Here is a 13,901-nt window from a genome sequence, read left to right on the forward strand (position 1 = left end):
TATTGGAGGATAGTGGTTAAATCCTTTTTAAAAGTTCAGACTTTTTAATATTAAATTCATCATCACTCAACGCATTAGAGTCGCGAAGTTGTGCTAACTTTTCAATAATTTGAAGTGTTTCGTCTACCGAGTATTGCCCCACAGTATTATTAGCCGGTGCTTCAACTTGGTTTGGTGTTGACGATGCAAAATTCGGCTGCGTTACTTGCTGAGTAAAATCTTTTTGTGGTTCTGGAGGCGTTGGCGTTTGCCCTGAAATTAATGGCAGGGTATTTACATTAATTGTCCCCCACTGACTGTTAAATGTAAGAGAGGTATTATTGCCTTGCTGTTGGCTTACACCACCAATATTATGATCTAACGTGTCGTATACGCTCACTTGCCCATTTAATTCAACGGCTAAGCGATTAGGGAATATAGCGTAACGAATATCATTTTGTGCACCACTGCTAAACGGGCTGCCTAGATTACCTGGCCACCACTGATTGCTACCAGGCGTTCCTGCAGGAATAACCGGAAATATTTGGTTATTGCTCAATATATTAGCAAGTTCGTTGCACAAGTTATCAACGGTTGATTTTAAGCCGTTGTTAAACATGTCGCCAACCATTGTCATTCCGCCGCGCATCCATTGACCAGAACCACCAAGCTCTGGGCAATTAAACTGTGCCATTGAGCAACCGCCGTTATTAACGCTAACTAACATGTGTATTACTGCATCGTGACTGAGGTTATAACGAGATGCTATACCATTAACTAAATTTTCACCGACATCTGTTAGCTTTTGCATAAGAGAATATCCTATTAGGTAGATTGGGTTGATTTAAAAAATCTTAAATACGCTAGGGCGTGTTGATTTTTGGGATTGAAATTTGTTCAATCTAGGGGCGATTTAATCGCGGCGCGAGGTTTGTAACCTAGTGGGCTAAGTAAAAACCGAGCAACAAAGAGTCAATCGTCCCTAGAAAGAACCCAGGGGCAGCGCATGTTTGGCATTTATGCTGCGTTATCGCCTATGTATGGGGAACAACCACACATCATAGACTCTGCCTTGCTTAAATACCAAACATACTGCTGCAAATTCAACCACCAAAGAACAACACGCCCTAGTGCTGCATTACCTTTAGCTTTGATGATAATGAAAAATTAACAGGTTAGTGAGATGTGCTGGTCTTTCAAATTGGACGAGTTCTGTTTTGTCTGAAATGAAAACACACCACTGCAAAGCTAATCTTTAAAGTAAGCATCTATGTATTAAAAGTTGCTTGTTTTATCTCATAGAGATTGTTAGTTTTGCTGTAACGTAAGCGGTTAAAAATCGATCTAGTATAGCACCGTTACTTACTTTAACAGCAGCTTTATCGTGAACTATTTCTTACTATTTAATAATTACTTTGAGTGATTTTTAAACTCTAAATAAATCCTTTTAATTATATCAGTTTAGCGGTATAAGTAACGCAGTGAGTATTTTAAAAAATCTAAATATATTTGTTTTATTTCAATATTTTAAATTAACAGGATTTAATTATAAGTTATTTTGAAGCACTATTTTGGTGCGTTTTCTGCACCATTAATAATCTAAAATCGATGGTCTAAATCACACTAAGTTTACTATTTATTGAATAGGTGTGTTTTTCCTATTAATTAGGTCAAAACCTTTATGCATAACGTTGCTTTGTGCAAGAGCCGCGAGTGGATGAACAGTACTACTTAAGCAAGTCTTTTGGTATAAAAATTGCACAAGTGAATTAGTCCAAATAATATTTTCAGCGTTATATTGTGGCCATACATTATTAAAGGGGAATTAATAGATGACAATTACAGTTGGGATTTCGCACCATACTCAGTATAAATACGACCGGTCAGTTAATATGGGGCCGCATATATTCCGATTACGTCCAGCGCCACATAGCCGTACAAAAATTAAAAGTTATTCTTTAAAAATAGTTCCAGAAGATCATTATATAAATTGGCAACAAGACCCTTTTGGTAATTACCAAGCGAGGGTGGTGTTTAACAAGCCAACTACCGAATTTAGTTTTACAGTTGATTTGGTCGCCGAACTAACGGTTATTAATCCTTTTGATTTCTTTTTAGAAGATTACGCCGAAAACTTCCCGTTTGTTTACGATGCTATTTCAAAGTCAGAACTCTCTCCTTATTTAAAAAAACGCAAAGCCAGTCCAAAATTTAAAGAGTTAATTAAATCTTTAAACCCTAAAGAGCCGCTTAGAAGCGTTGATTTTTTAGTCGCTGTTAATCAAGCTATTTATGAGTTAGTTGGTTATGGCATTCGTTTAGAACCTGGCGTACAAACACCGAACGAAACAATAAGTAAAAAAACAGGTTCGTGTCGTGATTCTGCTTGGTTGTTAGTACAACTGTTTCGTCATTTAGGGTTGGCATCTCGATTTGTATCGGGCTACTTAGTACAGCTAACATCAGATCAAAAATCATTAGATGGTCCAAGTGGTCCAGAAGAAGATTTTACCGATTTGCATGCATGGACCGAGGTGTATATTCCGGGTGCAGGTTGGATAGGGCTTGATCCTACCTCGGGTTTATTTGCTGGTGAAGGTCATATTCCATTGGCGTGTACGCCAGAGCCAAGCTCGGCAGCGCCGGTAACCGGCGGTATAGATGACTGTAAATCTGAGTTTAGCTTTTATAATAAAGTAACGCGTGTACACGAAGACCCACGTGTTACTAAGCCGTATTCTGAGGCGCAGTGGGCGGCAATTAACCGTTTAGGTCAGCACGTTGACAATGTTTACAATGAAGAAAACATACATTTAACCATGGGCGGCGAACCTACGTTTATTTCTATTGACGATATGGAACATCCTCAGTGGAATACTGATGCCGATGGTAAAGAAAAAAGAATATTAGCTCAAAATTTATTTGTAGAAATGAATAAAGTATACACAAAAGGTGGCTTTACTCATTACGGACAAGGTAAATGGTATCCGGGTGAGCCATTACCACGTTGGCAATACGCATGTTATTGGCGCAAAGACGGCGAGCCTTTATGGCAAGATGCCGCACTATTAGCCGATCCTAATAAAGATTATAAATTTGATCATACCGATACTAAAAAGTTTGCTGATAAACTGTGTGACTCACTTGGTCTTGAAACCAAGGCACTTACTACGGCTTATGAAGATATTTTATATCACATGTGGCAAGAAGCCTCATTACCTACCGAAATAAAGCCAGATCAACCAGAACTTCTCCATGCAATGAGCCGAAAAGGCTTTTTAGCTAAAATGGATAAAGGCATAGAAAAGCCTGTTGGCTATGTTCTACCTTTAAAATGGAACGATAGTAAAAACTGTTGGCAGTCGTGTACGTGGGAGTTTAAACGGGGTCATTGTTTTTTATTACCGGGTGAATCACCACTTGGTTATCGTCTACCTTTAGACAGCCTTGAGTGGAGCGGCAATATTATTGACCGCGACCCGTTTGATATTCCAGAAAATTTTACCAAAGCTAAAAAGCTTAAAAAGGGCTTTATTGGTAAAGAAATGGTTAAAACTGCGCTTGTAATGGAAGTGAGAGAGGGGCGTTTATATATATTTATGCCACCAACAAGTCATTTTGAACATTACATGGGTTTAATAAGTAGTATAGAGAGTGTGGCTAAAGAACTTAAAATGCCGCTTGTTATTGAAGGCTATAGCCCACCTAAAGATAGCCGCGTAGAAAAATACGCTGTAACGCCAGATCCAGGTGTTATTGAAGTAAATATTCATCCTTCAACATCGTGGGATCAATTAGTCAGTCGAACCACAACGTTATACGGTTTAGCAAAAGAATGCCGATTAGGTACCGATAAGTTTATGGCAGATGGTCGCCATACTGGTACTGGTGGTGGTAACCACGTAACGCTTGGTGGCGAAACACCTGAGCAAAGCCCATTTTTACGCAGACCCGATATTTTAAGAAGCTTTATTACCTATTGGCAGCATCATCCTGGTTTGTCGTATTTGTTTTCGGGGCTTTTTATTGGTCCTACAAGCCAAGCACCGCGAGTGGATGAAGCCCGTGATGAAGTTTTATACGAGCTAGAAATTGCTTTCTCACATATGCCCGAAGGTGAGGTGCCTGAGCCTTGGTTAGTTGATAGGTTACTGCGTAATTTATTGGTGGATTTAACGGGTAATACACACAGAGCAGAATTTTGTATTGATAAGCTCTATTCACCCGACTCAGCCACAGGTCGTTTAGGGATTGTAGAATTTAGAGGCTTTGAAATGCCTCCACATTCACAAATGAGTTTAGTGCAAATGCTACTGTTACGTACTTTACTTGCTTGGTTTTGGAAAAAACCTTACCACAAGCCATTAATACGTTGGGGTACTGAGTTACACGATAAGTTTTTATTACCACAATATGTAGAAAACGATTTAGCTGAAGTAAGCCGCGATTTACAACAGGCAGGTTTTCAATTTCAGTTAAGTTGGTTAAATCCATTTTTTGAATTTAGATTTCCGGTGTGTGGTACGCGAGAACTTGATAACGTTACACTTGAGCTTAGAACCGCAATCGAGCCATGGCATGTACTGGGCGAAGAGGCGAGTGCGTCGGGTACGGCGCGCTATGTAGATTCGTCATTAGAAAGAGTACAGATAAAAGTACAAGGAACAATGAGCGACCGCTATGTTGTAACGTGTAATGGTCGAAGAGTGCCGCTTAAACCGGTTAAAGGTAAAGCAAAAGATGAAATGGTCGCGGGTATACGATACAGAGCTTGGCAACCACCTACAGCGCTTCACCCAACTATTGGCGTACATGCACCATTAGTTTTTGATTTAATCGATACGTGGGAAGGACGTTCAGTTGGAGGCTTTGTATATCATGTGAGCCATGCTGGTGGGCGTAATCCTGAAACGCTACCGGTTAATGCATTTGAAGCAGAAGGGCGCAGAGTCGCAAGATTTTGGGAGCATGGGCATACACCATCTTTACTTGCATCAGCAGAACCAAGCTGGAGCCCATCGGCGGTTACGCATAGTTTTCAGTCGGCGCAAAGCGCAAGTGAATACGTGGTACCTGATGAAGAAAGTAGTAATCCTGATTATCCAAATACCTTGGATTTACGCCGGCAGCCTAACTTTAAATAATAATTGATAGTTGTGTCATTCCACTTTGAAATTATTTAAAGTGGAATGACTAAATATTTTTAAAGCATCATTATGAACACGGCTATTTACTATAAATTGGAGCAATTTCAGCTTGTATATTAACAATAACGCGATGCCGGAATTGCCTGAGTGGTTGTCTTTATACCTTGATAAATCACATGGACATGATGAACTAGCAAACCACAGTGGTTTAAACCCAGAACATTGGGATACTTTATTTAAGCGTTTAGCTAGCCTAACAGCAGATGATGTTAGTAGCCGCGCTACAGAAATTAGCCAATTACTACAAAATGGCAATATTAAAAATGAAAGTAATAAGCAATGGCACTTCGACCCGTTGCCTTTTATGTTATCAAAAGCTGATTGGACCTTGCTCGAAGAGGGAATAAAACAAAGAACCCTTCTATTAAATAAAATTCAGCAAGATATTTACGGTGACCAAACATTATTAGTTGATGGCCATATTCCTGCAAAGCAGCTTTTTCAAGACCCTAATTACTTACGCGAAGGTTTTAGTTTACCTAGTAACGAATTAACACTTTTTTTTACAGCATTAGATGTTTACCGCACGCCAACAGGCGAATTTAAAGTATTAAGCGATCATTGCCAGTGCCCGCTGGGCTTAGGGCTATTAATTAAAAGCCGTATTATTGCAAGGCGTGTAATGGCTGAAGAATTTGCAGAATGTAATGTTCAGCAAATTAAAGAGTTTTTAAACCTATTCCAAGAGGGTATTAATGAATATACCCACTATATGGATGACCCACGCATTGTAATTCTCACCCAAGGAATTGATGACCCTAACTACAACGAGCATGCATTCCTATCTACCTACTTTGGCTACACATTAGTACAAAGCGCCGACTTAACCGTACGTGGTGGTGACGTTTGTTTAAAATCGTTACAAGGCTTGGGTAAAATTAATGTCATTTTACGCTGGGTTTCTGATCGTTGTATTGACTCTTTAGAGCAAACTGAATATTCACTTCATGGTATTCCGGGCTTATTACAATCGGTACGACAAGGGTCGGTTAAGGTTTTAAACCCGTTTGGTAGCGGTGTGCTCTCGTCACCTTCAATAAAGTGCAACTTAGAAAAGTTATCGCAGCAAATTTTAAAACAACCGCTGTTATTAGGTGAGCCAAATTATTTAAGTGTAAAAGAAGCGCAAGCCGTTGATTGGAATAACCTCGAACTACTATCTGCTATAGACCCTACACTCAAGTTAGATGGAGTGTTAGACGAGCAAGAAATAAAGCTACTTATTAGCAAAGAACCCGATAATTACTTTTTCCAAGAAAAACCTTCTTTTAGCAGTGCACCATTTTGGCATGACGGGCAATTAATCTCCAAGCCAGTGGTGTTTAGGTGTTATGCATTAACCACTGAAAATGGCGTAGAAGTACTTCCTTCAGCACTGTGTTTTTCGAACGAAAAAAGTAACAACCCAAGAGTATCTGGTTGGATCAAAGATACATGGATAAATACAGCCGATAGAGTTGATTTAGGCGAGCATAATCCACCGGTGCCAATTAGAAAAAGAATGGATGTAACGCTACTCGAAGGGGTTATTTCGAGCCGTACGGCTGAGCACCTTTTTTGGTTGGGCCGATACTTAGAACGCTGCGAAAACACCATACGTATATTGCGTATTTTTATAGACAAGTACACCGAATTTTCTGTTTACCCAGATTCAATACGAAAAAGTATAGTTGCACGGCTTTCTAATGCCATTAGGTCGCAATATATTGTTTATCCCTATATAGAACCTGATTTAAAACTAGATGGAATTGATGTAAATCTGTCTAAAGAAACTGCCTTTCAACTCCTTGCAGACGAGCAATGCGCTGGCAGTATTATTAATACATTAAAGTACATTGCTAATGCGTCGGTGCAAATTCAAGAATTACTATCTCATGATAGCCGCCGAATAATTGATGATATTAATGAGCAAATTAAAGTATTTAAAAATGTAAATATTAATATCCCAACGCGTGCAATGCAAAGCAGCCTAGATAGAGTTATAGGCTCAATTATGGCTTTTAATGGCTCGATTACAGATTGTATGCCAAATAGTAACGGCTGGTTTTTACTCGAAATGGGCAGAAGAGTAGAGCGGAGCTTACAAATAACATCACTAAGTGCGGCTTTATTAACCAAAGAGTTAGACGAGCCCGAAGAGCTTGGCTTACTTGAAGCAGTGCTAAGTTGCCAAGTTAGTTTAGTTACGCATAAGCGCCGATACAGAATGTATCAAACCATTGGTACAGGACTTGAGCTATTACTTTTAGATGCTGAATACCCACGTTCTTTATTATTTCAGTTAGAGGAAATTAATAAGTTGTGTAAGCATTTACCCACAAAACGCAGACAAGGTGTAATTGCGGCACACGAAAAAGCAATTTTACTATCTAAAACAAGTTGTTATGTAACTGAGAAAGATTACCTACAAAAAAGTGAAAATAGACAACGTAACCAGTTAATCGAATTTAACCATAATACGCGTATGAACTTAGATACATTTTGTGATGTATTATTACTACAGTATTTTTCTCATACCCAAACGGCAAATAAATTGAACTGGACTAATATTGAGCAAGCTCAATCGTGAAATATAAAATAAAGCACTCGACTACATACAACTATTCAGACTTTGTTAGTTTGTGTCAAAACCAAGCGCGATTAACGCCAAAAACGAATCGCGGGCAAATATGCCACAGTAGTCGTATAGAAATTGAACCTACTCCGACTTACTTACAAACATTTACTGATTATTTTAATAATCAGGTAACAGCGTTTGAAATAGCAATACAGCATAAAAAACTTAAAGTAACGATGATCAGCGAGGTAGAACTGTTAGTCGGCGCTAATAGCAATTTAGAGAGTGTTGATATTACTTGGCGAAAAGTACGTGATTTATTGGTTAAACCAAATACGGCAGAATTATTAAAAACGTCTGAATTTGTACTACCTTCACAACTTATTCCAATAGATAAAGGAATTAAGGAATACGCATTAATTTCGTTTGATGCACACAAAAATATAATTTCTGCATGCAAAGATTTAATGGCACGGATTTTTCATGAATTTCATTATGATCCTGGTTTTACAACAATTAGTACGCCTTTGAGCACTGTTTTTGCACAAAAAAGGGGCGTTTGCCAAGACTTTGCACACTTTGCGCTTGCATGCTTACGCAGCGTGGGGTTAGCAGGTCGATACGTAAGTGGGTACATAGAAACCATGCCGCCAGAAGGCGAAGAAAAGCTAGAAGGTGCAGATGCAACTCATGCATGGTTTGCGGTATTTGTGCCAAACTTTGGTTGGGTTGATTTTGATCCAACAAATAATGTTTTACCACGCGATCAGCATATTACTCTAGCCGTAGGGCGAGACTTTTCTGACGTAACTCCTTTAAAAGGAGTGGTATTTGGTGGCGGTAGTCAATTGCTTGATGTAGCGGTTGATATGATTCGAATGGAATAGCAGTTTAACTACGTCACATATGATGATGGATAAGGTGAAAGAGTGTATGAAAATTGATTGGAAAGCGTACCAAACAAAAGGTTTCTTTGATGAATTAATTGATGCACAAGGAAATGTTAGATCGCATGGAACACAATTAGCACAATTTTTTGCTAATTTATCAGCAGAAGAATTAGTAAAAGCCAGAGCGGTTGCTGATTTAGCAATTAAAGAAATGGGTATTACTTTCACGGTTTACAACGAAGGTAATATGATTGATAGAGCCTGGCCGTTTGATATTATACCGCGTACCATTGGCAAAAAAGAATGGCAAAGCGTAGAGGTTGGTTTAAAGCAACGTGTTGAAGCGCTTAACCTTTTTATAGATGATTTATACCACGATCAAAAAATAATAAAAGATGGTGTTTTTCCAAAAGGGTTACTAGAAAAATCAGTTAACTTTCGCCAGCAATGTGTGGGAATAAATCCGCCAAATAAAATATGGGCGCATATCTGTGGCTCAGATTTAGTACGCGATGGTAGCGGTACAATGTATGTTCTTGAGGATAACCTGCGTGTTCCTTCAGGTGTATCTTATATGCTTGAAAATCGCTCTGTAATGAAGCGTGTATTCCCTGAATTATTTGAGCAAGTGTCTATTTTACCTGTTGATGATTACCCCTCACAATTATTTGATATGCTAGCGGCAATGTCGCCTCGTCCACAAGATAAACCAGAAGTTGTGGTACTTACGCCTGGGGTATTTAACTCAGCTTACTTTGAACATTGTTATCTTGCCCAAGAAATGGGTTGCGAACTGGTAGAAGGACGGGACTTAGTTGTTGAAAAAGATGATTGTGTATACATGAGAACAATCACAGGGCTACAACGAGTTGATGTTATTTATCGCCGTATTGATGATTTATTTTTAGACCCAGAAGTCTTTTTACCTGACTCACAACTGGGCGTTCCTGGTTTAATGCGTGCTTGGTCTAAAGGCAACGTTGCTTTGGTTAATGCACCAGGTGCAGGTGTTGCTGATGACAAAGTAGTTTACGCCTATGTACCTGAGATGATTAAGTACTACTTAGGTGAAGAAGCTAAACTTGCAAATGTACCAACATTTAAATGTTTGGACCCGAAAGAATGCGACCATGTGATTAAAAACATTGATAAGCTTGTTGTAAAACCAGCTAATGAATCTGGCGGATATGGATTATTAATTGGTCCTAAATCGACGAAAAAAGAACAAGAAGCGTGTATTGCTCAAATTAAAGCGGACCCACGAAATTGGGTAGCTCAACCAACATTAGATTTATCAACAGTACCAACATTTGATGGTAATAAACCAGATGGTCGACATACCGATTTAAGACCGTTTATTTTATCATCAGGTGAAGATACGCAAGTTACCACCGGTGGATTAACGCGTGTTGCTATGGTTAAAGGCTCTTTGGTGGTTAATTCATCACAAGGTGGTGGCAGTAAAGATACTTGGATTGTTGACGAAGAGGCTAAATAATATGTTATCAAGAGTAGGCGAAACTTTATATTGGGTATCTCGATACATTGAGCGCGCGGAGAATGTGGCTCGTTTAATCAACGTTAACAATTTACTGATGATGGACTTACCCAAAGGCGTATGTACCGGCTGGGAGCCATTAATTGATATTATTGGTGTACGCAAAGCGTATTCAGAAAACCATACTGATTTTTCTGAGCAAAAAGCATTAAGGTATTTACTTGTTGGTAGTGATAATAGCTCGTCAATTTTAAACTCTATCACTTCTGCCAGAGAAAGCGCGCGTACAATTCGTGATGTAATACCTCGAGATGTATGGGAAGAAATAAACTCTCTGTATTATTATGTAAAAGACAATCAAAAAGAAGGGATAACAAAGCGCGGGCGTTTTGAGTATTTAAAAAAGATTATAGATTCAGCCCATCAAATATTTGGGGCGTTAGATGCCACAATTAATCATGATCAGGGCTATGTTTTTATCCGTTTTGGTTCGATTATAGAGCGCGCAGACATGACATCGCGAATTTTAGATATTCGCTCTGCTACGTTAATTACTAATGAAGAAGAAGTGAAGCCGTTTGATAATATTCAGTGGATCAGTTTATTGCGCTCATTAAGTGCTTATCAAATGTATCGCCAAGAAATGGGCGTTAGAGTACAGCGTGCAGATGTAATAGAATTTGTAATGCACAGCAAAGTATTCCCACGATCTATTTTATTTTGTATGAATGAATTAAAAGCATTGGTTTTACCTTTACCAAACTCAACAGAAATTATTAAATCAATTGATGATGCAATTGTTGAGTTAGAAAATAAAGACGTGCGAGTACTTAAAAACGGTCTGTTGCATGACTTTATCGATGAAATACAAATAGACTTAGCTGGAATACATAACGGACTGGCCGAAACGTATTTTTTAAAACAAGCAGAATAATAAAAACTGTATATTGTGAGATGACTGCTTAGTCTTAAGCGGTCATTTTTTTGCTTAAATTTATTTATAATAATTTTAAAACCTGCATAATTAATCTTTACTTCCTCATCCGTTGGTATCGCAATGAAAATCATCTCGACTAATATCTCTAAAATTAAAACTCTTATTCATAATGGTAAAGAGGTGAAAACGGGAATATTCAAAACGCCAACTAACGAACCTGTTGTTATTGAAAAGCTAAATATTATAGGGGATGAGCAAGCTGATTTAGTTAATCACGGCGGGGTTGATAAAGCGGTTTACGCGTTTTCGCACAATCATTATGATTATTGGAAACAAACCCTCGAGAATGATGATTTGGCAGTAGGTGCCTTTGGCGAAAACTTCACGATTTCTGACCTTGATGAAGCGAATATACACATAGGTGACCATATTCGAATTGGTACTGCATTACTTGAAGTAAGCCAGCCTCGTGTGCCTTGTTTTAAATTAGCTATCGCCCTTAATAATAAAAACAGCCTTAAACTGTTTACGCAGCATTACTGCACTGGCGTGTATTTTAGGGTACTAGAGCAGGGCGTTGCAAAAACGGGTGATAGTGTTGTTATCGAGAAGAAAGCCTCGCACGACATATCAGTAAAAAAACTGTTCCAGGCTTTTTTTGATAAAAAATATCCAGATTATGAAAGTGTATTATTAGCAGCACTCGAATTGCCGGAGCTTGCTCTTGAGTGGCAAACTAAAATTAAAAAGAAGCTTTGTATTAAAAATGAACTAAGTTAAGCGTAAATTGTTATTTATAGAGGAGCTAGTAAAAAAGATAAAACCTGCTATACCTAATGTGATAAATACTATAATTATTATAGTGTTATTAAAAAACTGTTGGGTTAGTAGCTAAAATAGGTGTCGTATATGAATATCTCCAGAAAACTGATGCTTATTGTGATTTTAACAGCTGCAGAGGTAAGTATTACTGTTTACTCAGCTTTTGAAATAGCTAAAGGGGCCAAGTTTCACCAACTTAATTTTCTTCACTTAAAATATACTCATCAACTTACTAAGTCAGTTAAAAAAATAGAAAATGATCTCCCCATAGATATAAATACCATTGAGTCAGATATATTGTTAATTAGGCAGCAACCAATTGACTGTATTGAAGAAATAAATCCATTAAATTATGCTGTTATGAAATTTATTAACACAGAGCAAACTTTAACAATTTGTGAAAAAGATATAGAAATTGCGGATAAAACACTACTGTCAGTTACTCAGTATGAAAAAGGTGAACTCAGTAGAGCTGATTTTTTACTAAACCTTAATGTTGCACTTGTCAGCTTTAACAAACACTCTGAGATGTTTGAAGAACCAATCAGAAAAACAGTATCGTTTATACTAATGACGTTAATTCCACTTGTTATCGTCATATCTTTTTTTAATATTATTTTTATAAGTTACCTTTCTCGTACTATATCCAGCTCTATTCGAAATCTTACCCTGCTCTTATCAAGTAAACCCGAAAGCAATATTAACCTAGATGATGAGCTTGATATAAAAACGTCGGGTGAATTAAAAGCACTCGTTATCGCGGCCAGGCAGCGGATTAAAAATGATCTTTTAAATATTGAAAACAGTATTGAACTCAAAGAGATTATAAATAGCCAAACAGCCTCCCTGCAGCAAGCAAATGACGAACTTGCACAGTTTGCTTATCGAGCTTCTCATGACCTGAAATCACCGTTGTCAGGGGCTAAATCCCTAGCGCATTTTGTTATTGAAGATATAAAAGCAGGAGATACTGAAGAGGCAAGTCGAAATGCATTGGTTATCTATCAACAAATGGAAAAGTTAGAGACACTTGTTGTTGATATTTTACTATTAGCTAAAGCTGAAATTGGTAGTGAAGATAGAGATGTAATTGATTTTAATCAGTTGATTATTGATATGAAAGAGCGACTCACTTGGCTTATGAAAGACAACCCTTGTAAGCTCGAGACAACAATTAATCTATCAGTACCTATAAAGTCAGAAAAAGCGCGTTTTGCTCAAATTATTGAAAACTTAATTTCAAACGGGTTGAAGTATTACGACAGAAATAAAGACTCCCCTTATGTCCGCTGTGATATTTTCAATGAGCAAGAGACGTTTTTTATTACTGTTACAGATAACGGAATGGGAATACCACAAAAGCATCAAGGTGAAGTGTTTGATATGTTTAAGCGATTTCATGCACAGACGAGTACGGGCTCTGGTTTAGGGATGGCGTTGGTTAAAAAACATATTGAGTACTTAAACGGTGAAATATCACTGCAAAGCTCTGATAAAGGCACAACATTTAAAATAGTAATACCATTGGATAAGCTAATATGACAAAAATTAAACCCCCTATATTAATTGTCGATGACAACGAAGTTGACCGGTATATTCTTAAAAGGCTAATAAAAGAAGCCAAGTTAGACCTTACAATTTTTGAAAAAAAAGATGGTCAAGAAGCATTAGAATTTTTAGAAAATTATGAATCTAATAGAATAAAGTACCCTGATGGATTTCCTCCAATTCTTATATTTTTAGACATTAATATGCCAAAAGTTAATGGCATTCAATTTTTAGAGAAGTTCTCTAAACTCAGAAAAATGATAGAGATAAGCTCGTGTGTAGTTATGATGTTTAGCTCATCTGAAAGAGAAGAAGAAAAAAAGATTATAATGTCACACGACTTTGTAAAAGGTTACCTTGTAAAAGGAAGTTTTCAGGCAGCAGAGTTAAAAGAAAAAGTCATGGCTGTTATTGGTCAGCATTTAGATAAATACAGCTGATGTGCATGTATTTTAAGTTTTAA

The 13,901-nt window shown here is 37.7% G+C and carries 9 protein-coding genes; 8 read left to right on the forward strand and 1 reads right to left on the reverse strand.

Annotation, left to right across the window (positions count from 1 at the left end; translation table 11 throughout):
* Nucleotides 1-16: 16 nt before the first annotated feature.
* Nucleotides 17-790 carry an SHOCT domain-containing protein gene (locus H5089_RS05120; RefSeq protein WP_182711637.1) on the reverse strand — a complete coding sequence of 258 codons (774 nt, stop codon included), beginning with the start codon at nucleotides 788-790 and terminating at the stop codon, nucleotides 17-19.
* A 1,021-nt stretch (nucleotides 791-1,811) separates the two neighbouring features.
* Here H5089_RS05120 and H5089_RS05125 point away from each other — a divergent pair.
* The 8 genes from H5089_RS05125 (at nucleotide 1,812) to H5089_RS05160 (ending at nucleotide 13,878) form a co-directional block, all read left to right on the forward strand.
* Entirely contained in the window at nucleotides 1,812-5,123 is a 3,312-nt protein-coding gene (locus tag H5089_RS05125; RefSeq protein ID WP_182711638.1) for a DUF2126 domain-containing protein, read from the forward strand.
* Between the two features lie 112 nt (nucleotides 5,124-5,235).
* Entirely contained in the window at nucleotides 5,236-7,755 is a 2,520-nt protein-coding gene (locus H5089_RS05130) for a circularly permuted type 2 ATP-grasp protein (protein ID WP_182711639.1), read from the forward strand.
* Nucleotides 7,752-8,630: a transglutaminase family protein gene (locus tag H5089_RS05135; protein WP_182695782.1), complete on the forward strand. Its 879-nt coding sequence runs from the start codon at nucleotides 7,752-7,754 to the stop codon at nucleotides 8,628-8,630. Before H5089_RS05130 ends, H5089_RS05135 begins: the two co-directional genes overlap by 4 nt.
* A gap of 46 nt (nucleotides 8,631-8,676) precedes the next feature.
* Complete coding sequence (locus H5089_RS05140) at nucleotides 8,677-10,131, forward strand: circularly permuted type 2 ATP-grasp protein (protein WP_182711640.1); 1,455 nt, start codon at nucleotides 8,677-8,679, stop codon at nucleotides 10,129-10,131.
* 1 nt (nucleotide 10,132) lies between these two features.
* The gene (locus H5089_RS05145) at nucleotides 10,133-11,065 is read left to right on the forward strand and encodes an alpha-E domain-containing protein (protein ID WP_101216455.1); all 933 of its coding nucleotides are present in this window, start codon (nucleotides 10,133-10,135) and stop codon (nucleotides 11,063-11,065) included.
* 123 nt (nucleotides 11,066-11,188) lie between these two features.
* Nucleotides 11,189-11,848: an MOSC domain-containing protein gene (locus H5089_RS05150; protein WP_024604871.1), complete on the forward strand. Its 660-nt coding sequence runs from the start codon at nucleotides 11,189-11,191 to the stop codon at nucleotides 11,846-11,848.
* Between the two features lie 129 nt (nucleotides 11,849-11,977).
* Nucleotides 11,978-13,432, forward strand: a complete 1,455-nt coding sequence (locus H5089_RS05155; protein ID WP_182711641.1) for an ATP-binding protein — start codon at nucleotides 11,978-11,980, stop codon at nucleotides 13,430-13,432.
* A complete protein-coding gene (locus H5089_RS05160; protein WP_024596059.1) occupies nucleotides 13,429-13,878 on the forward strand; it encodes a response regulator in 450 nt (149 codons plus the stop codon). The genes H5089_RS05155 and H5089_RS05160 overlap by 4 nt, the downstream gene beginning before the upstream one ends.
* Nucleotides 13,879-13,901: the final 23 nt, after the last annotated feature.

It is taken from the genome of Pseudoalteromonas sp. SR45-1 (assembly GCF_014163655.1).
Lineage (GTDB): Bacteria > Pseudomonadota > Gammaproteobacteria > Enterobacterales > Alteromonadaceae > Pseudoalteromonas > Pseudoalteromonas distincta.